22 protein-coding genes are annotated in these 24612 nt (G+C 63.5%); 13 read left to right on the top strand and 9 right to left on the bottom strand.

Annotation, left to right across the window (positions count from 1 at the left end; genetic code table 11):
• Positions 1 to 8: 8 nt before the first annotated feature.
• From trpC to ACVWVY_RS26455, 3 genes are all read left to right on the top strand, one after another.
• Positions 9 to 830 carry an indole-3-glycerol phosphate synthase TrpC gene (gene trpC, locus ACVWVY_RS26465; protein ID WP_456629120.1) on the top strand — a complete coding sequence of 274 codons (822 nt, stop codon included), beginning with the start codon at positions 9 to 11 and terminating at the stop codon, positions 828 to 830.
• Between the two features lie 3 nt (positions 831 to 833).
• A complete protein-coding gene (moaC, locus tag ACVWVY_RS26460; protein WP_456629119.1) occupies positions 834 to 1352 on the top strand; it encodes a cyclic pyranopterin monophosphate synthase MoaC in 519 nt (172 codons plus the stop codon).
• A gap of 199 nt (positions 1353 to 1551) precedes the next feature.
• A complete protein-coding gene (locus ACVWVY_RS26455) occupies positions 1552 to 4284 on the top strand; it encodes a bifunctional diguanylate cyclase/phosphodiesterase (protein WP_456629118.1) in 2733 nt (910 codons plus the stop codon).
• 367 nt (positions 4285 to 4651) lie between these two features.
• Here the strand turns inward: ACVWVY_RS26455 and ACVWVY_RS26450 are convergent, their stop codons facing one another.
• A complete protein-coding gene (locus ACVWVY_RS26450) occupies positions 4652 to 6199 on the bottom strand; it encodes a Do family serine endopeptidase (RefSeq protein WP_456629117.1) in 1548 nt (515 codons plus the stop codon).
• Here ACVWVY_RS26450 and ACVWVY_RS26445 point away from each other — a divergent pair.
• The gene (locus ACVWVY_RS26445) at positions 6191 to 6544 is read left to right on the top strand and encodes a hypothetical protein (RefSeq protein WP_456629116.1); all 354 of its coding nucleotides are present in this window, start codon (positions 6191 to 6193) and stop codon (positions 6542 to 6544) included. The genes ACVWVY_RS26450 and ACVWVY_RS26445 overlap by 9 nt on opposite strands.
• Positions 6545 to 7952: 1408 nt before the next feature.
• Here ACVWVY_RS26445 and ACVWVY_RS26440 read toward each other — a convergent pair.
• A complete protein-coding gene (locus ACVWVY_RS26440; protein WP_456629115.1) occupies positions 7953 to 8825 on the bottom strand; it encodes a hypothetical protein in 873 nt (290 codons plus the stop codon).
• A gap of 455 nt (positions 8826 to 9280) precedes the next feature.
• On the opposite strand from ACVWVY_RS26440, the gene ACVWVY_RS26435 reads away from it, so the two are divergent.
• Complete coding sequence (locus ACVWVY_RS26435; protein WP_456629114.1) at positions 9281 to 9457, top strand: hypothetical protein; 177 nt, start codon at positions 9281 to 9283, stop codon at positions 9455 to 9457.
• A 253-nt stretch (positions 9458 to 9710) separates the two neighbouring features.
• Here the strand turns inward: ACVWVY_RS26435 and ACVWVY_RS26430 are convergent, their stop codons facing one another.
• On the bottom strand, positions 9711 to 11045 hold the full coding sequence (locus ACVWVY_RS26430) for a S41 family peptidase (protein WP_456629113.1): 1335 nt from the start codon (positions 11043 to 11045) through the stop codon (positions 9711 to 9713).
• Positions 11046 to 11326: 281 nt separating this feature from the next.
• Between ACVWVY_RS26430 and ACVWVY_RS26425 the strand changes: the two genes are divergently transcribed.
• Positions 11327 to 11812: a GNAT family N-acetyltransferase gene (locus ACVWVY_RS26425; RefSeq protein ID WP_456629112.1), complete on the top strand. Its 486-nt coding sequence runs from the start codon at positions 11327 to 11329 to the stop codon at positions 11810 to 11812.
• 150 nt (positions 11813 to 11962) lie between these two features.
• Here the strand turns inward: ACVWVY_RS26425 and ACVWVY_RS26420 are convergent, their stop codons facing one another.
• Both ACVWVY_RS26420 and ACVWVY_RS26415 read right to left on the bottom strand, forming a co-directional pair.
• Complete coding sequence (locus tag ACVWVY_RS26420) at positions 11963 to 13126, bottom strand: NADH:flavin oxidoreductase/NADH oxidase (RefSeq protein WP_456629111.1); 1164 nt, start codon at positions 13124 to 13126, stop codon at positions 11963 to 11965.
• 62 nt (positions 13127 to 13188) lie between these two features.
• Complete coding sequence (locus ACVWVY_RS26415) at positions 13189 to 13488, bottom strand: hypothetical protein (protein WP_456629110.1); 300 nt, start codon at positions 13486 to 13488, stop codon at positions 13189 to 13191.
• A 123-nt stretch (positions 13489 to 13611) separates the two neighbouring features.
• Here ACVWVY_RS26415 and ACVWVY_RS26410 point away from each other — a divergent pair, with 123 nt between their 5' ends.
• From ACVWVY_RS26410 to ACVWVY_RS26390, 5 genes are all read left to right on the top strand, one after another.
• Positions 13612 to 14238: an HAD family hydrolase gene (locus ACVWVY_RS26410; protein WP_456629109.1), complete on the top strand. Its 627-nt coding sequence runs from the start codon at positions 13612 to 13614 to the stop codon at positions 14236 to 14238.
• An 11-nt stretch (positions 14239 to 14249) separates the two neighbouring features.
• On the top strand, positions 14250 to 15461 hold the full coding sequence (locus ACVWVY_RS26405; RefSeq protein ID WP_456629108.1) for a molybdopterin molybdotransferase MoeA: 1212 nt from the start codon (positions 14250 to 14252) through the stop codon (positions 15459 to 15461).
• A gap of 190 nt (positions 15462 to 15651) precedes the next feature.
• Entirely contained in the window at positions 15652 to 16359 is a 708-nt protein-coding gene (gene lexA, locus ACVWVY_RS26400; RefSeq protein WP_456629107.1) for a transcriptional repressor LexA, read from the top strand.
• Between the two features lie 228 nt (positions 16360 to 16587).
• Positions 16588 to 17010 carry a hypothetical protein gene (locus ACVWVY_RS26395; protein ID WP_456629106.1) on the top strand — a complete coding sequence of 141 codons (423 nt, stop codon included), beginning with the start codon at positions 16588 to 16590 and terminating at the stop codon, positions 17008 to 17010.
• Between the two features lie 139 nt (positions 17011 to 17149).
• Positions 17150 to 17329: a hypothetical protein gene (locus tag ACVWVY_RS26390; RefSeq protein ID WP_456629105.1), complete on the top strand. Its 180-nt coding sequence runs from the start codon at positions 17150 to 17152 to the stop codon at positions 17327 to 17329.
• Positions 17330 to 17423: 94 nt separating this feature from the next.
• Here the strand turns inward: ACVWVY_RS26390 and ACVWVY_RS26385 are convergent, their stop codons facing one another.
• Entirely contained in the window at positions 17424 to 19721 is a 2298-nt protein-coding gene (locus ACVWVY_RS26385) for a ComEC/Rec2 family competence protein (RefSeq protein ID WP_456629104.1), read from the bottom strand.
• A 152-nt stretch (positions 19722 to 19873) separates the two neighbouring features.
• Between ACVWVY_RS26385 and ACVWVY_RS26380 the strand changes: the two genes are divergently transcribed.
• The gene (locus ACVWVY_RS26380; RefSeq protein ID WP_456629103.1) at positions 19874 to 20131 is read left to right on the top strand and encodes a hypothetical protein; all 258 of its coding nucleotides are present in this window, start codon (positions 19874 to 19876) and stop codon (positions 20129 to 20131) included.
• Between the two features lie 21 nt (positions 20132 to 20152).
• Here ACVWVY_RS26380 and ACVWVY_RS26375 read toward each other — a convergent pair whose 3' ends face one another.
• The 3 genes from ACVWVY_RS26375 to ACVWVY_RS26365 form a co-directional block, all read right to left on the bottom strand.
• The gene (locus ACVWVY_RS26375) at positions 20153 to 20545 is read right to left on the bottom strand and encodes an SgcJ/EcaC family oxidoreductase (RefSeq protein WP_456629102.1); all 393 of its coding nucleotides are present in this window, start codon (positions 20543 to 20545) and stop codon (positions 20153 to 20155) included.
• Positions 20546 to 20667: 122 nt separating this feature from the next.
• Positions 20668 to 22350 (bottom strand): glutamine--tRNA ligase/YqeY domain fusion protein, encoded by a 1683-nt coding sequence (locus ACVWVY_RS26370; protein ID WP_456629101.1) that lies wholly within the window; start codon positions 22348 to 22350, stop codon positions 20668 to 20670.
• 53 nt (positions 22351 to 22403) lie between these two features.
• Positions 22404 to 22991: an NAD(P)H-dependent oxidoreductase gene (locus ACVWVY_RS26365; RefSeq protein ID WP_456629100.1), complete on the bottom strand. Its 588-nt coding sequence runs from the start codon at positions 22989 to 22991 to the stop codon at positions 22404 to 22406.
• 68 nt (positions 22992 to 23059) lie between these two features.
• Between ACVWVY_RS26365 and gltX the strand changes: the two genes are divergently transcribed.
• Positions 23060 to 24487 carry a glutamate--tRNA ligase gene (gltX, locus tag ACVWVY_RS26360; protein ID WP_456629099.1) on the top strand — a complete coding sequence of 476 codons (1428 nt, stop codon included), beginning with the start codon at positions 23060 to 23062 and terminating at the stop codon, positions 24485 to 24487.
• Positions 24488 to 24612 lie beyond the last annotated feature (125 nt).

The following is a 24612-nucleotide window of genomic DNA, read 5'->3' as shown; positions in this document are numbered from 1 at the left end:
CGCCAGAGATGTCCGATATCCTGACCAAGATCGAGGCCTACAAGCGCGAGGAGATCGCCGCGGCCAAGCGGGCGCATCCGCTGTCCGAGGTCGAAGCCCAAGCCAAGGCAGCATCGCCGCCGCGCGGTTTTCTGCGCGCGATCCGCGACAAGCTTTCGCGCGGTGACTATGCGCTGATCGCCGAGGTGAAGAAGGCCTCGCCGTCCAAGGGGCTCATTCGCGCCGATTTCGATCCGCCCGTGCTGGCCAAAGCCTACGAGGCCGGCGGCGCGGCGTGCCTGTCGGTGCTGACCGACACGCCCTCGTTCCAGGGCCATCTCGACTTCATGGTGGCGGCGCGTGCCGCAACCAGCCTGCCGGTGCTGCGCAAGGATTTTCTGTTCGACACCTATCAGGTGGTGGAAGCCCGCGCCCATGGCGCCGACTGCATCCTGATCATCATGGACGCGCTCGACGACGCCATCGCGAAGGATCTCGAGGACACGGCCATTGCGTTCGGCATGGACGTGCTGATCGAAATCCACGACCGCACCGAGCTTGATCGCGCGCTAAAACTTCGCTCGCCGATGATCGGCGTCAACAATCGCAACTTGAGGACCTTCGAGACTACGCTTGCGACCAGCGAGGCGCTCGCGCCGCTGATCCCGCGCGATCGCCTGATGGTCGGCGAAAGCGGCATATTTGCGCCGGCGGATCTGGCGCGGCTCGAGCGCGTCGGCATGTCGACCTTCCTGGTCGGCGAAAGCCTGATGCGGCAGGCCGACGTGACGGCCGCAACCCGCGCGCTGCTGGCGCGGGCTGATAGCCCGCGCGCGACCGGGACCGGCTAGCCAATGGCCGGCAAGACTTCCAAAAACAAGGCTTCCAAAGGCGGCTCCGCCCTCACCCATATCGATGCGTCGGGCGAAGCGCGGATGGTCGACGTCTCGGCCAAGCAGGCGACCGAGCGCACGGCCGTGGCCGAGGGGCGCGTGGTCATGGCCAAGGCGACGCTTGATCTGATTGTCTCCGGCAATGCCAAAAAGGGCGACGTGCTGGGCGCGGCCCGCATCGCCGGCATCATGGCGGCCAAGCGCACGTCGGAACTGATCCCGCTGTGCCACCCGCTGGCGCTGTCCAAGGTCACCCTCGACATCACGCCCGACCGGAAACTGCCCGGCTGCCTCGTTCGAGCCACCGTCAAGGTCACCGGCCCCACGGGGGTCGAGATGGAAGCGCTGACGGCGGTGTCGGTCGCTTGTCTTACGATCTACGACATGATCAAGGCGGTCGAACGCGGCGTTCGCATCGAAGGAATCCATCTGGTCGAGAAAATCGGCGGCAAGTCCGGCCATTATCGCGCAGGGCGATGAGGCCCGCCGATTTTTTGCCCGGCCAGCCGGTTCCATCGTCGAACCACCGCTCCCTGTGGTTGCCGACGGAACCCTCCGCCACCGGCTAACGCTTCATTAACCAGACTTCCTAACGTCAATTCCATCTCGGCGCGCTATCGAAGTCGTGTTGGGTGAACTCCGCTTCCGGAAGTTCATTTCTCGGCAGCGATCGCGTTCCATGGCTTCGACCGGCAGCACCTCATTAAGGATTGCGTCCGCCTTCCGCGGCGGCCCGATCCGCTGGCTGATCCTGGGCGGCACGCTCCTGATCTCGGCAATCGCCATCGGCGCGACCGTCATGGCCGGTAATTCCCGCGAGCGCGCGCTGCGCAGCAGCGAACGCGAGCTGGAAAACACCGTGCTGCTGCTCGCCGGCCATTTCGACCAGCAACTCGAAGACTTCCAGGTCGTGCAGAAGGACCTGATCGCGTTCATGCGCTCCGGCGGGATCGCGACCGCGGATAACTACAAGCGCCGGATGTCCGGCCATGACATCCATCTGATGCTGAAATCCAAGATCGAGGCGCTGTCCTATGTCGGCGGCATCAACATCTTCGACGCCGAAGGCAATTTGATCAACGCATCGGCCACCTGGCCCGTGCCACAGGTCAACTCGGCGGACCGCGCCTTCTTCAGGACCTTCAAGTCCAACCCGCAATCGCCGGAGATGCTGGTCGAGCCGGTCTACAGCCGCGTCACCGGCGCCTGGACCACGGTAATCGCCCGCAAGGTCACCGGGCCGAAAGGCGAATTCCTCGGCCTCATTGGCCGGGGCATCGAACCCGTCAACTTCGAGAAGTTCTTTGCGACCGTCGCGCTCGGACCCGGCGCCTCCATCGCCATGTTCCACAGCGACGGCACGCTGCTGGCCCGCTACCCGCACGTGGCGGATATGGTCGGCAAGAACTTCAAGAACGGTCCGGCTACCGAGCGGCAGATCTTCGAGCAACCCCGCAGCACGTCGCGTCTCACCAGCCGGATCGACGGCGAGGACCGGCTGATCTCGTCACGTACGCTGACGAATTTCCCGATCGTGATCGTCGCTTCAACCGCGACATCGACCGCATTGGCCGACTGGCGCGAGCAGATCGGAATCCTGATCACGATCACCGGACTTTCCGTGTTGGCGATTGCCGCACTGCTGCTTGTTGTCGTCCGCAAGCTTTCGCACCAGCACCGCGCGTCCAAGCAGCGGCTGTCGCTGGAAAAGCAGCGTCTCGACACCGCCGTCAACAACATGACGCAAGGCCTCTTGCTGTTCGATGCCAGACGGCATCTCGTCATCTGCAACAAGCGCTATCTCGAGATGTACGGCCTTTCGGCCGAAATCGTGAAGCCGGGCTGCAGCTTCCGCGAGGTGATCGCCCACCGCAAGGACACCGGCTCGTTCGTCGGCGACATCGACCAATACGTCGAAGTGGTCATGCGCGACATCGCGCATCGGAACGCCATGGTCATCTCGACGCCCGATGGACGCTCGATCCAGGTCGTCAACGAACCGGTGGCGGACGGCGGATGGCTGGCGACCCATGAAGACATCACCGAACGCCGCCGCGCCGAGGAGCGCATCACCCACCTCGCCCATTACGACGCGCTGACCGACCTGCCGAACCGCACGCTATTCCACGAACGGCTCAAGCGCGAACTCTCCTACGCCGCGCCGGACCGGCAACTGGCGGTGCTCTATATCGACATCGACGAATTCAAGAGCGTCAACGATTCGCTCGGCCACATGATCGGCGACGAGCTTTTGAAATCGGTCGCCGCCAGCCTCGCCGGCTGCGCGCGCAAATCCGATTTCGTGGCCAGGCTCGGCGGCGACGAGTTCGCCATCATTCAGACCGGCATCGAGGATACCGACGACGTGATGATGCTCGTCAGCCGCATCTTCCAGGCGATCCGCTCGCCCTATCAATGCCTCGGCCATCAGGTGACAACCGACGCCAGCATCGGCATCGCGCTGTCGCCGCGCGACGGCACCGATATCGACCAGATCCTGAAGAACGCGGACCTGGCGATGTACGCGGCCAAGGCCGCCGGCCGCCGCACCTATCGCTTCTTCGAAACCGACATGGAGGCCGAGGTCCGCGCCCGCCGCAGCCTGGAAATGGACCTGCGCCAGGCGCTCGTCGACGGCGGCTTCGAGGTCTACTATCAGCCCTGCCTCGGCCTGCAGACCAACGCAATCACCGGCTGCGAGGCGCTGGTGCGCTGGCGCCATCCGCAGCGCGGCATGATTTCGCCCGCCGAATTCATCCCGCTTGCCGAGGACACCGGCCTGATCAACCAGCTCGGCGAGTGGGTGCTGACCACAGCTTGCAAGGAAGCCGTGAGCTGGCCCGGCAATATCAGGCTCGCGGTCAACGTCTCGCCGATTCAATTCAGGAGCGGCACGCTGGCGCTGAAGGTGATGGCGGCGCTGGCCGCATCCGGCCTCGCCGCGAGCCGGCTGGAGCTCGAGATCACCGAGGCCGTGCTCATCCGCGACGACGAGGCGGCGCTGGCCGTTCTGCATGACCTTCGCGCCATCGGGGTCCGCATCGCGCTCGACGATTTCGGCACCGGCTATTCCTCGCTGAGCTATCTGCAGCGTTTCCCGTTCGACAAGATCAAGATCGACCGCTGCTTCATCACCGACATCGCCGAGCCGGAAGGCTCGTCCAGCATCGTGCAGGCGGTGGTGACCATCGCCGCCGACCGCCACATGACGACGACCGCCGAAGGCGTCGAGACCGAGGCGCAACGCGACTTGCTGCGCGAACTCGGTTGTTCGGAAATGCAGGGCTATCTGTTCAGCCCGCCGAAGCCGGCGGCCGATATCAGGCCGCTGCTGTTTACGGATCGGCAAGGACCCGACGCGGTACGGCCGAGCCAGGCACGCCGGCGCAAGCCGGTCGCGCGCACGGCGTGACGTGCAGGGCGCATGTCGGGGCCGCTTTGCAATCTCACACGCAAACCAGTCTCGGTCTAGGAGACAGATTTCTGATCACGATCGTCCGAATACTCGACAAACTTCTTGTAGACCCAGCGACCCCCACGGTTGCGCCGCCATACCATGCCCCAAACGAGTCGACCGGTAATCGATCGCCTCGGAATGATTATCCGCCAGAGATGCCAGGCATCGGACCACGCCTGTCCCAGATCCGAACGGACGGCAGAATGAGTATCGCTGCTGTTGGTCATTAGTCATCCGCGATATTCGAAGATGCTGAACCGGGCGTCGCGGCAATGGGCGTGGCAGGCAGCGGCGAAAAGCCGCCGCCTGCCGTCTGACTTGCCTAGCCGTTTGCGAGCGGCACGGCGACGTAACGGGACGCGTCGCCCGAGCGAAGCCGCATCAGCACGCTGCTCTTCTTGTCGGCTCGCGCAGCTTCAAGCGCGTCGCCAACGTCGCCGGGCTTCGCGACGTTCTTTCCGGCAACCTCCAGAATAACGTCGCCCTTCTTGACCCCGCGATCGGCAGCCGCGCTTTTCGGTTCGACCTTCGTGATGACGACGCCTTCCTTGCCGTCTGCCTTGCCCGCCGGAGCAAGCGTGAGGCCGAGGTGCGGAACGTCGGTACCCTTGCTCGAGCCTTTGCCCTCGCCTTCACTGTCGGCCTTGGCTTGCCGATCATTCGGCAACTGGCCAAGGGTCAGGCTGACGACCTTGCTCTTGCCATTGCGCAGAACGTCCAGCTTGACCGCACTGCCAGGTGCAAAGCCGCCGATGATGCGGGCGAGTTCGCGGGCATCCTTGACCGGCTGGCTATTTACCGCAGTGATGACGTCACCCGCCTCGACGCCGGCCTTTGCTGCAGGTCCGTCCTTCTGCGGGTCAGCTACCAACGCACCCTGCGCTTGCTTCAAACCCATGCCGTCGGCGATATCCTGGGTTACCGGCTGAACCTGTACACCGATCCAGCCGCGGCTGACGTTACCCCTGTCCTTCAGCTGAGCGACCACGTTCTTAACAGTCGTTGCCGGGATCGAAAATGCGATACCGACGCTGCCGCCGGATGGCGAATAGATCGCGGTGTTAACGCCGACGACCTCACCCTGCATATTGAAGGTCGGGCCGCCGGAATTGCCCTTGTTGACGGGCGCGTCGATCTGGATGAAATCGTCGTAAGGGCCGCTTCCGATGTCACGGCCGCTGGCCGAAACGATGCCGGCAGTCACGGTGCCACCCAAGCCAAACGGGTTGCCGACTGCCAGCACCCAATCGCCAATCCTGGCCTTGCCGGCCGAAAGCTTCGCAAACGCAAAATCCGAGCCGCCCTCGACCTTGATCAAGGCAAGGTCGGTCCGGGGATCTGTCCCGACGACCTTCGCGGTGTAGGTCTTTCCGGCGTCCGTCGTTACCTCGACCTTGTCGGCTCCCTCAACGACATGGTTGTTGGTCACCGCGTATCCGTCGGATGAAATGAAGAATCCGGAACCTTGTCCCATCGAGCCATGCCGGCCGTTACGCCCGGGATTCTGGAATTCGCCGTTCGGGCCGCCGAACTCCCGAAAGAAGCGCTCCATGGGCGAGCCCTGCTCGTCGGCGTCGTCCTTGTTGCTGGCGTCAGCGGCCTTGTCCTTCATCGTGACCTTGACCGAGATCACCGACGGCTTCACCCGCTCCACCACATCGGCAAAGCCTAGGGGCTGCTGGGTGGCGCCCGATGCGGCGTTAGCAGTCTCGGCATGGGCCGCGCTGCCAAGGATATCAATGCGATCGGGCGACGCGCTGAAGCCATACATCGCAAGCCCGGTCACGACCGATGCCATCAATGCCACTTTTCGTGCCGAGAACAGGGAGCGCTTCCGCTGCCCGTGAGAAACAAGGTTACGTTGGTCCATTACAAAATCTCCAGGATGATGATTGAGCGCAAAGCCGCACGCCGCCGTAGATGGGGTTTCCCGCATTACACGACGCTGGCTTGGGAATTAATGTTTGGAAATGAACTTCCGAAATCGCCTGACGCCTTGGATCGCAAGCCGCTTGCGCAGACGGCGCTGCAATTTCGACGGACGCTGCCCGTTATCGTCATTGCGAGCCGCCGCCGGGTCGCGAATGAGTGCCGGATGACTCGCAATGACGTGGAGGGTTCCTCGATGCAATTTTCAAACAGCTCGCCAGATGCGCGTCAGCATTCCCGCGGCGCGTTTCGCCCTACCCCTAAAGAGATGGATAAGCTCCGTTAGCGACGGGAATCTCTTGCTGCCTGTGCTCTCTTGTTCGCCTGTGACACCCGTCCAATTGTTGACCGCGGGAGTTTGATATTTCGTCGTCTGCTCGGAACAGCCTTCATGCCTTCATGGGAAGTTGGCTCATTTGTCGGGCGGGAGAATTGCTGTGCTCTACGAAGAGAAAGAGCTCGCCGAGCCGCTTCTCCCAGTTGCTTCCTCGCCTCAAATTTTTGGAGACGTGCGATCTCCTTGTTGACCCGCTTCAGGGCAGCCACGAAAACCTGTTTACGGTGGAGAGCATGCTCGGCGGACCCCGAAATGCTTTGGCCGCGCGGCTCGGCGGTGCCTTTGCTGATCCGACGCCGGCCGAAGGCGAGCGTCCGCTCCCTGTCCCGGAGTTTTCTGAGCGATGATTTCAGGTCTTCAAGTGTCGCGCGATCCGCGTCACCAATTTCGGGGTGATGAGAGGTTTGTATGAGCGCTTTCTCATCGTGATTTAGGATACTTAGCTCGAACTTGCAGGGTGCGGACATTTGACACCTCATACGTGCAATTCGTTGCCTTGCCGTCGCTGCGCTAGCCAGCTTGCAAATCATATCCACGGTGCGTTTCCGAGGCTCTCACGATAACTTGATGAAATCCGGCGAGAGTCCATTCAATTGCCGCGCAGCGCCTTTGTAACATCACGAATGAAAATGCACTGTCGCCGCAATTCCAGACCACGCACTGGCGTCGAAACGTAAGTTAAATGCGCTGCCACCGGCATTCCAGCTTCGGCAGCTCATACATGATCCCAATTGTGAAATGGCACACAGACAGGAGTCGTTCTGTCTGGTTGTGTTAAGTTAATGGTCGTCCTTGGTGGGCTTGGCCAGGAGCGCGCCACGCGGTCTCGAAAGCCGTTGCGCCATGAGATTGACGGCTCTGCCGTCCGTTTTCGTTTAAGGAGAATCGTCATGCGCGGTTTCAATCGTACGGCCCAAGTGATGTGCGCCTCACTTATTCTCGAGTCCACCTTGAGCGGGTGAACCGAAGGTTTCGCGTGCGCTGAATATTGCGTACTGGGATTTTCTGGGCCCCGCCGGCGACGGACGGGGCTTTTCCATTTCTTTTTTCTGCCCAGTGCTGCCCGGCGGTGCCCCTGTGAAGAAGGACAGGGGTCATGTGGTACTTTTGGCCCGATTTAGCATTTGATGTTGTCAAGGGGCTGGTGGCCGGAGGTGCCTCGCTGGCGTTTCAGGTGGTCGCCCCGATGACGGTTCGCGCCTTCAAGCGGTTTCGCGCACGCTGGTCGGCGCGGAAAGCCGCAAGAAAAGCAGGCCCCGATACGCCAGTGAAAGATGAAGGTTAGGAGGACGATCGCATTAAACCAGCCCGTCGGCGCATTGGCCGGCGGGCTTTCTTATCAAAAGCAAGTGGCTTGCTAGAGTCGCGCCTTCAGCGGAACCCGAAAAGTCCTGAAGCCGGGGATATCGGGAAACCACTCTGCCGCTTCGGGCGATACCAACGTCACAACCGCGGCCGGGACTTCGCCGCTGATCAGCCGCTCGATCGCGCCGGCCTGTCCTTCGCTGAACTGGACGTCGGCGGCGCCCACCGCCATCAGTGCGGCGCTGACACGTCCGCTTGATGCGGATTGCTTCGCCTCGATCGCAACGGCCTTGTTGTTCAGGTCGGACAGCGAGCTGATCTCCGGGCGCGCCAGGACGAGCGCTACCAGATTGTCCTCCTTGTCTGGCGATGCGGATGCCGTCTTGCCGGTATCGCTGGCCTCATTGGATCCCGCTGCCGGATTGTCCGATTGGTTGGCCGCTTCACGTCCCGCCCCGATTGCCGTGAGGCGATCGGCCATTCCCGTCGCTTCCACAACCTGCTTCTGGATGGTTCGGGGAGCCGAAGCGGGAGCAATGCCAACGGTAGCGGGCAACGCAGCGTTCTCGGACACAGCAGGCAGCGCGGCAATCTCGAGCGTGGCTGGCGGCGGCAGCGCAACCTCGGACTTGACCTCGGATTTGGGGGCCTCTGCGGGCGGCGATGCGGCAATCGAGGTGGCTTGCGCAGGCGCATCTGTGCTCTCCGGTTTGCGCGCCGGCACCTCTCCTCCCGCGACGGCCTTTTCCCGCGCCACTGTCGCTGTGGCCGCCGGAATATTCTTCCTGACTGCTGCGAGACTGGGCGCGGCGGCCTTTTTGGAATTCGGCGGCCTGGTCTTCGATGCCGCCACGACGCCGCGCGGCGCAATGCGGGAAACTGGCGCCGGCTGCCTCGCTACGCGCGGCAGGCCTGCGTGTTCCATTCGCTCTATTTCCGCGCCAGCCGGCACCACGACGTTGGTCCCGCGTTGCGCGCGGTGTCGGGCAGACAATGCCTGGGCGGACCAGGCCAAATAGGACTGGCACGCGCTGTTGCACGGCACCCCGTCGATATAAACGATGTCGGGTGAATCGAGCGGGTTTGCCTGCAGGGTTCCACTCGAATAAAGGGACAAGATTACCGTCAATAAAATCCATTTTTGCGACATGACTACTCCGTTTGAACGCGCATGGAGTGGGAACCGGCTTTCGTGAAAGCTCGCGCACGAGCTACGTCCGGATGGAAATGCGGTTTCAAAAAACGGTCTTGTTTCGGATCGCTGCTCGCCCTTGATGCTTTCCCGCTGCGGCCGCGACCGCCACACAAAAATACGTTATCGCGGGAACCTTGATTGGCCGCCTCGATCTGCTCGCCGCCCAATGCAAGGAGGTCGAGACCATGACCAAAATTCTCTCGGCGACAGTCGCTATAGTCGCATTCGCGGCGCCTTCATTCGCGCAGCACAAAACTGCCGGTCAGGCGCCGCGGGAATGGCTCATCGAACACAGGCAGAAGCGCAAACAGTTTTGGCGGCGGATAAAACTTGCGCCAAGTGATCGTCAAGCAATGAAGTGAAGGCGCGAGTACTGGGCTGGGTCTATTGATCGGCAAAACGACTGGCCCGCCTCGCCAGCCATTGCCTGCGACAAACGCGAAGCGTTTGCGCAAGGGAGCGGAAGCGACGACGGCGTCCGCCGAAGCTCAAGGAGCGAAGCAAAGCAATCGATTTCTTCTTGCGCGCGAACGGAGAGCTGGATTGCTTCGCTTCGCTCGCAAATGACGCGGAGAGTTTCGAGTTTCAACAACGTCAATTGCGCATTGGCTGCCGCTAATTCGGCACTGCCCGCTTCGCCATCGTCGGCGCGTTCGCGTTCACCGTCACCCCGCGCAGCAGATTGAATGCCGCGTTCAGCGCCTTGTCGTCCTTGTCGTTCGGCGGAACCCAGGCTTGCGAGCCGGCCTGCTCGGCACCATCGGCCGCAAGATGGCCGCGCATCGAGGCTTCACCCTTCAGCTCGGCGCGGTTCTTCAGTTCATCCGGCACGTCCTGCAGCACCTCGACGTCGGGCGCGATGCCCTGGGCCTGGATCGAGCGACCCGACGGCGTGAAGTAGCGCGCCGTGGTCAGCGCCAGTGCGCCATTGCCTGAGCCGAGCGGGATGATGGTCTGCACCGAGCCCTTGCCGAAGGTGCGCGTGCCGATCAGGGTGGCGCGCTTGTGGTCGCGCAGCGCGCCGGCCACGATCTCGGACGCGGAAGCCGAGCCGCCATTGATCAGCACGACCAGCGGCTTGCCCTTGGTGATGTCGCCGCCGCGCGCGGTGAAGCGCTGGGTTTCCTCCGCGGTGCGGCCGCGGGTCGAAACCACCTCGCCCCGGTTCATGAAGGCGCTCGACACCGACACCGCCTGGTCGAGCAGTCCGCCGGGATTGTTGCGGAGGTCGACAACATAGCCGGCGAGCTTGTCGGCGGGGATCTCCTTCGAAATGCTCGCGATCGCCTTTTTCAGGCCATCGGTGGTCTGCTCGTTGAAGCGGGAGATCCTGATATAGCCGATGTCGCCGCTGTCGGTCTTGTAGCGGACCGGCCGCACCCGGATGATCTCGCGCATAATGGCAACATCGATCGGCGCGGCGGAACCCTTGCGCGCGACCTTCAGCCGGATCTTGCTGTTGGCGGGGCCCTTCATCCGGCTCACCGCCTGTTCGAGGGTCATGCCTTGAATTTGCTCGTCGTCGATCTGGGTGATCACGTCGCCCGACAGCATCCCGGCCTTGGCCGCGGGCGTATCGTCGATCGGCGTCACCACCTTGACGAGGCCGTCTTCCATCGTGACCTCGATGCCTAATCCGCCGAACTCGCCATGGGTGGTTTCCTGCATGTCGCTCCAGCCCTTCTCATTCATGTAGCGCGAATGAGGATCGAGCGCGGAGATCATGCCGTTGATGGCGCCTTCCATCAGCTTGGAATCGTCGGGCTTCTCGACGTAGCTGGTCTTGATCCGCTCGAACACGCTGCCGAACAAATTGAGCTGGGTGTAGGCGTCGGAACGGGCCGCGGCCTTTGCCGCCGCCACCAGACTTGTCCCCTGCGGTCCCGTCACGACAACGGCCAGAAACGCACCCGTCACCGTGCCGAGAAGAAAGGCAAAATTCCTGCGCATGTGGGGCGTCCCTTATTCTTTCTGCGGACGCCCGCGATTCCCGTGAATCGGCGCCCCTGTCCCGGCGCCACCAACTCACAATGGCTTTTTGGTCGGATCAAGGCACGCCGACCCGGACCACTACGGCCCGCAGGAGGCCTTATCGGCTCCAAAATGATCTGAGACCCTGAAAACAGGAACATTTTCTCACTGGGGACTGGACGACAATTTGCTGAGTTTCCTGTCGAGTACAATGTAGGATGGGCGGAGCCAGATTCCGCGGGGTTCGAGGGGGAGCAACCATGGGCGATGGCGACGAAGTGCAGATCGAACCTGTGCTGACCGCGACCGACGAGGTGCGCTCACTCGTCGGTGAGTTGGATGCCGCGCTCTCCACGGAGTATTCGCCCGAGCAGCGGCATGGATTGACGCTTGATACGATCTTTCAACCGCACGTTCGATTCTTCCTCGCAAGATTACGCGGAGCGGCTGTGGGCTGCGGCGGCGTCTGCCTCTTTCCCGATTTCGCGGAGGTCAAGCGCATGTACGTGCGGCACACCGCACGGGGACAGGGAGTTGCAGACGCGATCCTGGTTCGCATCGAAGCGGAGGTCCGTCGTGCCGGGATCTCCATGTTGCGTCTGGAGACGGGAGACCGGCAGATCGCGGCGATGCGGCTCTATGTGCGGATGGGATTCCGGGAGTGTCCGGCGTTCGGCGCCTACGCAATGATGGCAACGCAATCCATTGCGAGCAGTGTGTTCTTCGAGAAGCGGATCTACACGTAGCCCGGCTTGGCCGAGCGACATCCGGGATTCTCTCATTTCCTCTGACACCCGCATATCGCGGAGCCATCGCTGCGCGAGCGCAATTGCGCTCGTCGTCGGGCACGCGTTTCGCGCGACCCGTTGGCTCATGCGGGCTACGGGTTCGGTCGCCTAATCGGCCCTCTGCAGCCCATTTTGCCAGGTCGAGGGCGGGGTTCCGAAGCCACGCTTGGCGCGGGTGCCCAGCCAGTAGCCGAATTGCGGCGGAACGTTGCGGAATGCCCCCTCCACGCCGAGCTTGAGCGCGGCGTCCATCGGCCAATTGGGATTGTTGAGGATTTCCCGCCCCACCGCGATCAGATCGGCCTGCCCATCGCGCAGGATCTGCTCGGCCTGGTCGCCATGGATGATGAGGCCGACCGCCATCGTCATGATGTCGGCCTGGCGGCGGACATATTCCGACAGCGGCACCTGATAGCTGTACTTTATTTCCTTGCCCAGGATCGGCGCCATCTCGGTGATGCCGCCGGAGGAGCAGTCGATGACGTCGACGCCCTTCGCTTTGAGGATTTTTGCCAGCCGGGCGCTCTGCTCCGGTCCCCATCCGGCATTGTCCTCGACCGAGAGGCGGACGAACAGCGGCTTGTGGTCCGGCCAATGCGCGCGCACGGCTTCGGTGATTTCGGTGATGAAACGCATGCGATTGGCTTCGGAGCCGCCATATTCGTCGCTGCGCGCGTTGGAGCGCTCCGACAGGAACTGATGGACGAGATAGCCGTGCGCGCCGTGCAGCTCCAGCACGTCGAAACCAGCTTCATGCGCGCGCCGCGCCGCGTTGCCCCAGGCCTGCACCAGGTCTTTCACCTGGCCCCGCTCCAGCGCCTTCGGAACCGGCCATTTCTCGCTATGGGGAAGCGGGCTCGGGGCCACCGGCTGCCACGCGTCCCAGTCCTCGATGTCTGATGTCCGCTGCAGCGGGCGGTCGCCCTCCCAGGGCCGGCTCGCGCGCGCCTTGCGGCCGGAATGGCCGAGCTGAATGCCGGCGACTGAATTCTGCTGTTTGATGAATTTGACGAGGCGGCCGAGCGGCTCGACAAAGGCATCATCCCAGATGCCGAGATCGCCGACCGTGCCGCAGCCGCGCCGCTCGACCTTGGTGGATTCCACGACCACGAGGCCGGCGCCGCCGGCGGCGAACTTGCCGGCGTTCATCAGGTGCCAGTCGGTCGGAAAGCCCTTCTCGGCCGAATATTGATGCATCGGCGGCACCACGATGCGGTTCTTCAGCGTCACGCCGCGGATCGTCATCGGCGAAAACAGCAGCGTTTCCGTCATCTGAAGTTTCCTCGCATCCGGACACATTGTCCCGGCATGGCGCCGGAAAGTGTCTTCTACTTTTACTTTGCGGCGCCCTCGGCGGATTTGGCCTTCGGCTTGGCCTGTGGCGCCTTGGCCGCCGCTTTCGGCGGCGTGCTGTCGCCGCGCATCGTTCCCCAGGGGTCGGTGCTCTTCTGCTCCGGAATATTGCCGAGCGAGCGGTGGTAGGCCTTTTCGGCTTCCTTTTCGGCGGCTTTTTCGGTCGCCGTCTTGGGCGTGTCCTCCTCGCCATATTTGGCAGGACCTTTTTGGGCTGCAGCAGGTCCAGCCAATAACGCGATCACGGCGACGGCGCTCAAGATTCTGCCCACGACTTTCATGCGACTACTCCCTGAAATCGGCCCAAGCCTTAGCACAGCTTGCGCACGGGCTTAAGCGCCAGATTGGGCGGAAGTCCGTTCCCTGCTGTTGCCCGGGCTCTCCCGGTTTTGTAAACGACTGTCATGAATTCGCCGATCCTGCCCCACTCCGCCGACGTGCTGCTGTTCGATATCGGCCGCGTCGTGCTCGATATCGACTTCAACAAGGTAGTGGCGAGCTGGGCCAACCACGCCGGCTGCGAGCCAGGCGATCTCGTCAGCAAGTTCTCGCCCGACGAGGCCTGGCATCGTCACGAGCGCGGCGAGATCAGCGACGCCATGTTTTTCGAAAGCCTGAGAGCCTCCCTCGGCATCGGCCTCACCGACGCGCAGTTCCTGGAAGGCTGGAACGCGATCTTCACCGGCGAGATGCCGGGAATTGCGCCGCTGCTGGCCGGCGCGGCACAACGCCTGCCGCTCTATGCCTTTTCCAACACCAACCCGGCTCATGTCGCGCATTTCTCGTCAGCCTATGCCGGCGTTCTCAGCCATTTCCGCGAGATATTCTTCTCCTCCAGCATCGGTTTGCGCAAACCCGACGCGGAAGCCTATGATCATGTGGTAAAAGCGATCGGGGTGCCGGCGTCGCGGATCCTGTTCTTCGACGACTTGGCCGCCAATATCGAAGGTGCGCGGGCGCGCGGCCTTTGTGCCATCCACGTGACATCGATGGATGACGTGGCAAGGGCACTGACCGCACTCGAAGTCTAGGAGGTCTGCCCGTGGCCTTGATGCCTGTCGCCGATGCGCTTGCCGCAATCCTTGCCGGCGCAGAACCGCTGCCCGAAGAAGTCGCCGCACTCGATGCCGCGCATCATCGCATCCTCGCGCGCGACGTCGCGGCACGGCGGACGCAGCCGCCGCAGGCGATGTCGGCGATGGACGGCTATGCAGTGCGCGCGGCGGATGCCGCCGATCTCTCCGCGCGGCTGAAGGTGATCGGCGAGGTCGCCGCCGGCCGCCCGTTCGAGCGCAAGGTGGGCGCCGGCGAAGCGGTGCGGATCTTCACCGGCGGCGTGATCCCTGACGGCGCCGACGCCGTCATTATCCAGGAAGATACGGCGACCGACGGCGATTGCCTCACCATCACGGAAGCTGCCGTTCCCGGGCGGCATATTCGCGCCGCCGGCGTCGATTTCCGCGCGGGCGACGTCTTGCTGACGCGCGGACGCCGCCTCACCGACCGCGATTTGTCGCTCGCCGCCGGCATGAACTATCCGGAGCTTGCGGTGCACCGCCGTCCGAAAGTCGCAGTGCTCGCGACCGGCGACGAGCTTGTGATGCCGGGATCGACCCCCGGCCCAGGCCAGATCGTCTATTCCAACGGCTATGGAATCCGAGCGCTGGCGCGCGCCGAGGGCGCCGAGGTCGTCGATCTCGGAATCGCCGCCGACACGGTTGCCGCCACCGCGCAAGGCATCCGCCGTGCGCGCGAGCTTGAAGCAGATATCCTGATCACCATGGGCGGGGCCTCGGTCGGCGACCATGACCTCGTCAAGCGGTCGCTGGAGGCCGAGGGCACGGCCATGGCGTTCTGGCGCATAGCGATGCGGCCGGGCAAGCCGATGATGCACGGCAGGCTGGGGGCGATGCGGGTGATCGGCCTGCCCGGCAATCCCGTCTCCTCCTATGTCTGCGGCTTCCTGTTTCTGGTGCCGTTGATTCGCGCGCTATCGGGCCGCGACAGCATCCATCACGTCAGAGAAAGCGCCCTGCTGGGTCGCGATCTCGCCGCCAACGACCAGCGCGAAGACTATCTTCGGGCACGCCTCGAAGCGCGCGAAGACGGCACGCTGGTCGCGGTGCCGGTGACCCACCAGGACTCGTCCCTATTGGGGAATCTCGCTGCGGCACGGGCACTTGTGATACGTCCGCCGTTCGCGCCGGCAGCGGCCAAGGGTTCGCCTTGCGAGCTGCTCCGGCTGCCGGAATGACGCCCTGAGCGGCCAAGCCGTAATGCGTTCACCTGAAATTAAGTGGTTGCGGAACACATATCGAACATATAGTGTCCGTTCATGATTTGTTTCGACTGCTAGTGTTTGTGGTTGGGGGTTTTGGGGACTCCCGCGATGGACCCTGACGATTCGAGACCGAGAGACGACGCCAACCGGGGGATTGCTCGCGATGCTTACGCGCAAACAGTATGAACTTCTGCGTTTCATCAACGAACGGCTGAAAGAAGCCGGCGTACCGCCCTCCTTCGACGAGATGAAGGACGCGCTCGATCTGCGTTCGAAATCCGGAATCCACCGCCTCATTACGGCGCTGGAGGAGCGCGGCTTCATCCGCCGCCTGCCCAACCGCGCCCGCGCCATCGAAGTCATCAAGCTGCCCGAGCTTGCCGGGGCCGGCGGCGGCAACGGCCGCCGCGGCTTCACGCCGAGCGTCATCGAAGGCACGCTCGGCAAGCGCTCGGTGAGCGTGCCGACTGCCGAGGACGACGGCAATCGCCCGGTCGCCGTCCCCGTGATGGGCCGGATCGCCGCCGGTACGCCGATCGAGGCGCTACAGACCCGCAGCCACACGATCAGCGTGCCGCCTGACATGCTCGGCTCCGGCGAACATTACGCGCTCGAAGTGCGCGGCGATTCCATGGTCGACGCCGGCATTCTCGACGGCGACATGGCGCTGATCCAGCGCAACGAAACCGCCGACACCGGCGACATCGTGGTGGCGCTGATCGACGAGGAGGAAGCCACGCTGAAACGCTTCCGCCGCCGCGGCGCCTCGATTGCGCTTGAACCGGCCAATGCCTCCTACGAAGTCCGCATCCTGCCGCCGAACCGGGTCCGGATTCAGGGCAAGCTGATCGGGCTGTACCGGAAATATTGACCGTCCGGTTCGCGGACATGCCTGCGACGGCAGCCCCGGCCCTGGGCCGGGGTTTTTTGTGCGCGATTGGAACCCCAAATTGAGTTAGCGCGTTTGTGATTTAGACGCAGTGCGCCAGTCGCAGAAATGCCCAGAAACAAGAAAACGCTCTGCGCCAAGTCCACTCTGATAGAGGCCTGTGCCTCCTGCCAGACACGGGTCAGCTATCTCAAACGAGGGAGCCATCCGATGTGTGACTATAGCCTGCATGCTGTGAAGACGCGGCCTGCCCAGGTCGGCGAGACGCTGATCTCCACGACATTCCGCGGGACATCGACCCGCGGCTTTGCGTCGGAACGCGAACCAGCCGTGGCGGTCTGCATGCTTCCCGGCACCGAACTCGCGTTCGCCGAGGACGTCAGATACGACAACCGCTGGATCTGGACGCGAACCACCGACTGGCGCGTCGGCAAGTTCAACCAGATCGAACCCGAAGTGGCCGATCGCCACCATGACGCGATCGAATTTCCGGACGGAAGCCATGTGCTGGTGACGCAGCTTTGCGAAGGCCAGCGCGCGACCGTGCTGCAATTGCCGGTCGTTCAGACCGATGGCGAACGTACACCGAAGGTGACGGAAGCGCCGCCGGCCGAATTCATCGTGACCGGATAAGCGACGCACATGCGATCCGCCGGTTCAAGCCGGCGGATCATGGTGGTATAGTTTTCGAGAACTCGGCGCCGAGGGGCAGTCGGTGGTCAATAAGGTTACATGGCAGAGAGCCGGACGCGTCACGGAGCCCGGACGGTACATGTTCCGGTACGGCTGGCTCACTATCACGGCCGAAGATCTCGCGATCTGGCAGCAATTCCCCGAGGCGTCGTTCACACTGGTCAATTTGCCGGCGTCCCCCGACGCGCCGGAGGAATTCCACCTCGGCGCCTTCGAAATACCGGCCAGTCCCTCAAGTCCTCCGCTCGACGAGCACTAGTTTTCTGCTTTGGCGCGTTTTCTCCACGCGAACCGGCTTCCAGCCCACGGATCAAGTCCGAGGGCATGCTTCGCTCGAAAACGCTATGTTTCGTCTATTCCTCCGCCTGAAGATCGGCCTCGGCCGGCGTGGCGTCGACGGCGCGCGGCGGCACGACGCGCGGCGCCAGCATGGTGGCGTCGGCCTCGCTCTCGTAGGCTGCGGCCGGCGACCACGGGCGGTCGATCCCCTTGGGTTTGGCCGCCTCGACGACAAATCCGTCACGGCCTCGCCGCAGCGCCATCGCGCCCTGCCGCCGCAGCCGGTCGGCGTCGATGACGGAAGCCGCGCATGAAGCCGGCGCCTGCCGCAGTGTCACGATGAGCGCCGCGCGCTCGCAATCGTCCGAAAGCGCCTCGGGCTTGAACGCCTGCGCGACGAAGCCGCCGCCGGCGGATTGCATCACGCAGCCAATATCGTCGCATGAAACGCCCGAAATGAGCGACGCGTCAGCCGCGGTTCGTGCGTCGGCATCCGCCGCCAGCCACTCCTTCAGCAGGAAGACATCCCGGGAGCCCTTCGCGGCATGCATCAGATGCAGTCGGCCATCCCCACCGCGGACGCCGACATGGCGGCCATCGGCAGAAATCAGAATATCCGGCTGCGGTACCTTCGCCGCCCACAGCGCCGCTGATAGCACCAGCACGGCGCCCGACCAGCGCAGCGGCGTACGCAACAGGCCGAGCAGAATGATGCCAAGGCTGGCCGCAATCAGCGGGCCGATGCCAAACGCCGGCACCCGTCCGACCGCGCCGGGCAGCGCCGCGACCCATTGCGTCACCGCGATCATCCAGTCGATGCCAACGCCCATGATCGCCCAGAACACACCATCGAACCCGAACGGCATCGCGACGAGGCCGAGCAGGCCCGCCGGCATCACGACCGCGGAGACGACCCGCATCGCCGCCAGATTGGCCAGCACGCCAAAGGGCGTGACCCGGTGAAAATGAAAGGCCGCGTAAGGCGTGGTGGCGAGCCCCGCCACCAATGAGGCCAGCAGCAGCATCGCGATCTCGCGGCCGCCCCACAGCGCCACGCGGGCGGTCGCGCTATGGTCCGGCGTCGCGAACATGCGCGGCAAGCCGATCTGCACCAGGGCAACGAGGCCCAGCGTCGCCGCAAACGACATCTGAAAACTCGGATGCACCAGCGCTTCCGGCGCCACCGCCAGCACGATCAGGGCCGCAACCGCGAGCGTGCGAAACGTGATCGCCCGGCGATCGACCATGACCGCGATCAGCACCACGGCTGTCATGAAGAACGAGCGCTGCGTCGCCACTTCCGCCCCCGACAGCAGCAGATAGAACGCGGCGGCGACCAGGGCTGCCGCCGCCGACCATTTCTTGATGGCGTAGCCGACGGTGAGCGCGGGAAACAGTGCCAGCAGCGCCCGCACCGCAAAGAACACGACGCCGGCGACGACGGCCATGTGGTACCCCGAGATCGACAGCACATGGCCGAGACCCGAGATGAACATCGCATCATTCACCGGCTGTGAGATCGCATCGCGCCGCCCGGTCAACAGCGCGGTGGCAATCGCGCGCTTGTCGCCCTCCAGCGTGGTCCTGATCCGCGCGTCGATCGTATCGCGCAAGCCCTGCATGAGCGCGGAATAGCGCAGGCGAAGCCCGCCACCGGTGGCCGGCGGCTCCACGGCCTTGATCGCACCCATCACGAAGCCGGAGGCGCCGATGCCGGCAAAAAACATGTCGCGGCTGAAATCGTAGCTGCCCGGCCGCACCGGCATTAGCGGCGGCAGCAGCCGCGCCTTCAGCTCGACGAAGCTGCCGACCGCAGGCGCCGTGCCCTTTTTCACCGACAGCCGCACGCGTTCGAGCTTTGTCGTCCCGCGCGCGCTCTCCATGGTGACGACGCGCAGGACAAACCGGTCGGTGCGCTCGCGGATGTCGCGGGTTTCGACAAAGCCCGTCAGCGACACCGAAAACATCGGCCGCGCCAGCACGCCATGCGCGATCCGCGCGGTCTTCCAGGTCGCGATCGCAAAGCCCGCCGCAACGGCTGCGATCATGACCGCGAGGGGAAAGAATTTTTGCCGCCGCAGCAATACCGCCACCGCACATAGCGCGATGGCCACAACGGCGGCCACCGACAGAACCGGCTCGTGATCGGCGGCAAAGTAAAAAGCGATTCCGGTGCCGAACGCCACCGGCACCCAGGGCAGCAGGCGGCCTGCACCGGCTTCCGCGCGGGCCCATGCCCGCAGGGCTTCGACAATCGGCGGCCAGAAAGCGGGCCGCGATGGCGCAAGACCGCCAATAGGCGCCGCGGAGCGCGGCGGCCAAGTTCCGGCGTAGCCCCGCTTCCGGCCCGAAATGTCGCCCTGCTCCGCCACGCCGGCTACACCTTACGATCTCGTGGAGAGCGCAAGACTACCGGACGGTGTATTCACGCCGCTAGCAGAACGGATGCAGAAACCTGAAGAAATGCACAGCGCCTGGCGCTACACTGGAGCATCCCAGGAATCGGACGAAGGTCGGACATCCCATGAAGCTTGCGGCCTGCATTTCGATTGCGCTGGCGATATCTGGTCTGCCGTCCGCACTGGCAGCGGCCGAACAATGCCGCTTCATCGAGGCGAGAGCCGAACGGGAGGCGTGCTATCAGCGCCAGGAAACTGAGCGTGCCGCCCGGCAGAAGGCCTCGGAAGCGCAACAGGCCGCACAGCCAAAGCCGTATGAGCCGATGGGGCCGGAGGATGCCCAACTCGCAAAATCCATGCGCGGCATTTGCCGGGGCTGCTAGGCCCAATCCCGCCGCGCTCGCCTATTGCGCGATCAGCGGCGTCTTCGACGAGACGTGGTGGCTGACGATCTTCCACTCGCCGTCTTCGCGAACGATCACCCAGGTGATTTTCACCACCAGCGGCTCGGCATCCTTCTCGACAGCAAAGGATGCGGTGCCTGCGACGTTGATCAGGTCGGCGGCTGCCTGCGCGGTCCTGACATCGGTGAATTGAACGGATGGCGACTGCCATCGCGGCAGCCCTTCGAAATAGGCCTGCACGCCGTCATTACCGCGGTAAAAATTCGGGTTCGAGCCGAAGAAGAACGCATTCTTTGAATAGAGCGATGCGAGTGCCTTGGCATCCAGTTTGCTGAACGCTGCAGCCCATCGGCCCATGATGCCCGAGACGATGTCGTCGGTGGCGCTTTGCATCGATGATCCAATCCGAAATCGCAGGAGCCGTAGGGTGGGCAAAGCGTAGCGTGCCCACCATCACGAGCACGTTGCTTGATGGTGGGCACGGCGCAAGCGCGCCTTTGCCCACCCTACACCCTTCACCCCTTCCCGCCGACTTCCTTCGCAAAGGTGTCGCGCAGGCCGATGGTGCGGTTGAACACCGGCTTGCCCGGCGCAGAATCCCTGTCGCGCACGAAATAGCCCTGCCGTTCGAACTGCATCACCTCGCCCGAATTATCCGATGCGACCGATGGCTCGATCCGTGCGTCGGGCAGGATTTCCAGCGACTCCGGACTGAGGTCGGCGGCGAAATTCGCGGCACTGGGACTGGGGTTCGAGAACAGCTGGTTGTAGACGCAGATTTCCGCCGGCATGGACTGCGCGGCTGACAGCCAGTGCATGGTGGCCTTGACCTTGCGTCCGTCGGGCGCGTTGCCGCCCTTGGTCGCGGGATCGTAGGTGCAGCGCAGTTCGACGACTTCGCCGGCGTCGTTCTTGATCACGCCGGTGCACTTGACGAAATAGGCATAGCGCAGCCGCACTTCGTTGCCCGGCGACAGGCGAAAGAATTTCTTCGGCGGGTTCTCCATAAAATCGTCGCGCTCGATATAGAGCTCGCGGCCGAACGAAATTTTTCGCGTGCCCAACGAAGGATCGTCGGGATGGTTGACGGCCTCTAACTCCTCGACCTGGCCTTCCGGATAGTTCTCGATCACGACCTTCAGCGGCCGCAACACCGCCATCCGCCGCTGCGCCGATTTGTTGAGGTGCTCGCGAATGCAGAACTCCAGCATGCCGACATCGACCACGCTGTTGGCCTTTGCCACGCCGATACGCTTGACGAATTCGCGCACCGCGGCCGGCGGCACGCCGCGCCGCTTCAGACCGGCAATCGTCGGCATGCGCGGATCGTCCCAGCCGGAAACGTGGCCGTCGCGGACGAGCTGCGTCAGCACGCGCTTCGAGAGCAGTGTGTAGGTCAGGTTCAGCCGGGCGAATTCGTACTGGCGCGGCTTTGACGGCACCGGCAGTTTTTCCAGCAGCCATTCGTAGAGCGGCCGGTGGTCCTCGAATTCCAGCGTGCAGATCGAATGCGTGATGCCTTCGATGGCGTCCGACTGGCCGTGGGCATAGTCGTAGCTCGGATAGATCGACCATTTGGTGCCGGTGCGCGGATGCTCGGCATGCAGGATGCGGTAGAGCACGGGGTCGCGCAGGTTGATGTTGCCGGCGGCCATGTCGATTTTCGCGCGCAGCACGCGCGTGCCGTTCGGGAATTCGCCCGCCTTCATGCGCCTGAAGAGGTCGAGATTTTCCTCCATTGGGCGGTCGCGGAACGGCGAGTTCTTGCCGGGCTCCGTCAGCGTGCCGCGGTTGATGCGGATTTCTTCCTGCGACTGGTCGTCGACATAGGCGTTGCCGGACTTGATCAGGCCCTCGGCCCAGTCGTACAGGCGGTCGAAATAGTCAGAGGCGTAATAGAGATCGGTTCCCCAGTCGTAGCCGAGCCAGTGCACGTCGGCCTGAATGGAATCGATATATTCCTGCTCTTCCTTGGTCGGGTTGGTGTCGTCGAAGCGCAGATGGCACTTGCCGGCGAATTCCTGCGCGATGCCGAAATTCAGCGCAATCGACTTGGCATGGCCGATGTGCAGGTACCCGTTCGGCTCCGGCGGGAATCGGGTCACGATCCCGCTGTGTTTCTTGGAGTCGAGGTCGGCCTGCACGATGTCGCGGATGAAATCGCGCCCTGCTTCGGCCGTTGTCGGTTCTGTGGTCATCCTAATTCCTTACGTCTTTCATTCTCGCCGCGGCGAGCCGTCCGCAATCGCCGTCAGAGCCCGGCGATTTTTGTACGCACGCGCTCCGCAAACGCTTGCCGTGAGGCCGGCGTCGATCGATCCATATCATAATGCGCCAGATAGAATGATCGAACCCCGGGCCCGCACATGGGCTTCAAGGCGCGGAACAGCACCTTGCGGCCGGGGTCCTGCATCACGATGCGGGGGAGCCACCAGGGCGAGCCATAGGTCGTCACCACGCCGAAAAGCTTGATGTTGGTTAGCAGGGGCTCGATGCGTCCGCCATCCAAATCATGCTTAAAGGCCGTTCCCGGCGCCCAGACCCGGTCGAAATAGCCCTTCAGCATGGCCGGCATCGAGAACCACCAGTGTGGAAAGCAGAAAATGATGCCGTCGGCCTGCCGCAATTGCCCAACCAAATGCGCCACCTCGTCCTCGGCGTAGGCAGGCTGATAATAGCTTCGGCGCTCCGCCTCGGTCATAACGGGCGAAAAGCGCTCCCGGTAAAGATCGGTAGCTATGACCTGATGCCGGTCTTGCAGCTGATCTACGATGATCCGGAACAAGGCGTGGTTAAAGCTGTCCGTCAGCGGATGGCTATGAACGACCTGGATTAGCATTGGCACAATCTCCCGGCCCTATGATACACGGTCGCCCATCAACCACCTTTCCTTATCCCGCGCGGTCAATGAACACCTCTTCCGTCGTCACACGCTTCGCCCCCTCGCCCACCGGCTTCCTCCATATCGGAGGCGCCCGGACCGCCCTGTTCAACTGGCTCTACGCCAAGAAGACCGGCGGCAAGATGCTGCTGCGGATCGAGGACACCGATCGCGAGCGCTCGACCGAGCCGGCCATTGCGGCCATTCTCGACGGGCTGAAGTGGCTGGAGCTCGATTGGGACGGCGAGGTCATCTATCAGTTCAGCCGCGCCGCGCGCCATCGCGAAGTCGCCGAGCAATTGCTGGCCAGCGGCAAGGCCTACCGGTGCTACGCCACCGCGGAGGAGCTGACCGCGATGCGCGAGAAGGCGCGCGCCGAGGGCCGCACCCGCCTCTATGACGGGCTGTGGCGGGACCGCGATCCGGCAGAGGCGCCTGAGGGCATGAAGCCGACCATCCGCCTCAAGGCACAGCAGACCGGCGAGACCGTGATCGAGGACCAGGTTCAGGGCCGCGTGGTCTGGCAGAACGAGAACCTCGACGACCTCGTACTGATGCGCGGCGATGGCAACCCGACCTACATGCTGGCGGTAGTGGTCGACGACCATGACATGGGCGTCACCCACGTCATTCGCGGCGACGACCATCTAATCAACGCCGCGCGCCAGAAGCAGATCTATGACGCACTCGGCTGGGACATCCCGAACATGTCCCATATCCCGCTGATCCATGGACCGGACGGCGCGAAACTGTCGAAGCGCCATGGCGCGCTCGGGGTCGAGGCCTACCGCGCCATGGGCTACCTGCCGGCAGCGCTGCGCAATTATCTGGTCCGGCTCGGCTGGAGCCATGGCGACCAGGAAATCTTCTCGACGCAGGAAATGATCGACGCCTTCGATCTGCCCGCCATCGGGCGCTCCGCGGCGCGGTTCGATTTCGCCAAACTGGAGAACCTCAACGGCCACTACATCCGAAACGCCGACGACCGCGAGCTGGTGTCCCAGTTCGAGAGCGTGCTGGATTACGTCCCCGAAGGCGCCGAACTGAAGGCGAAACTCAACGACAAGACGCGCGGCCAACTCCTTCGTGCCATGCCGAGCCTGAAGGAGCGCGCCAAGACCCTGATCGAGCTGATATCGGGCGCCTACTTCATCTTTGCCGACCGTCCGCTCGAGCTCGAGCCGAAGGCCGCCGCCCTGCTGACGCCGGAGACCCGCATCCTGATCGGCCAACTCCGGACCGCGCTCGAGGCCGTCACCGATTGGAGCGCCGAGGCCGCGGAAGCCGCCATGCGGAATTTCGCAGAGCAGAACAACCTCAAGCTCGGCGGCGTCGCCCAGCCACTCCGGGTGGCGCTGACCGGACGCACGACTTCGCCGGGTATTTTCGATGTTTTGGCGGTGCTGGGGCGGGAAGAATGCCTGGCCCGGCTAGGCGATCAGGCGGCCGGCTGAGCCCCTACCATATGGGGACCGCGGCCATCTTGCAGTGCACATTGCAATAAGCTACGCCTTTGGCGCCGCTTCTAGACAACCCGGCTTCCCTTGCTGCTGCCGCAAAATGGCACCAGGGTCGGCGC

The organism is Bradyrhizobium sp. URHC0002, assembly GCF_054059515.1.
Note: the sequence above shows the minus strand (reverse complement) of the source record. Positions and strands in the feature narration are given on the sequence as shown.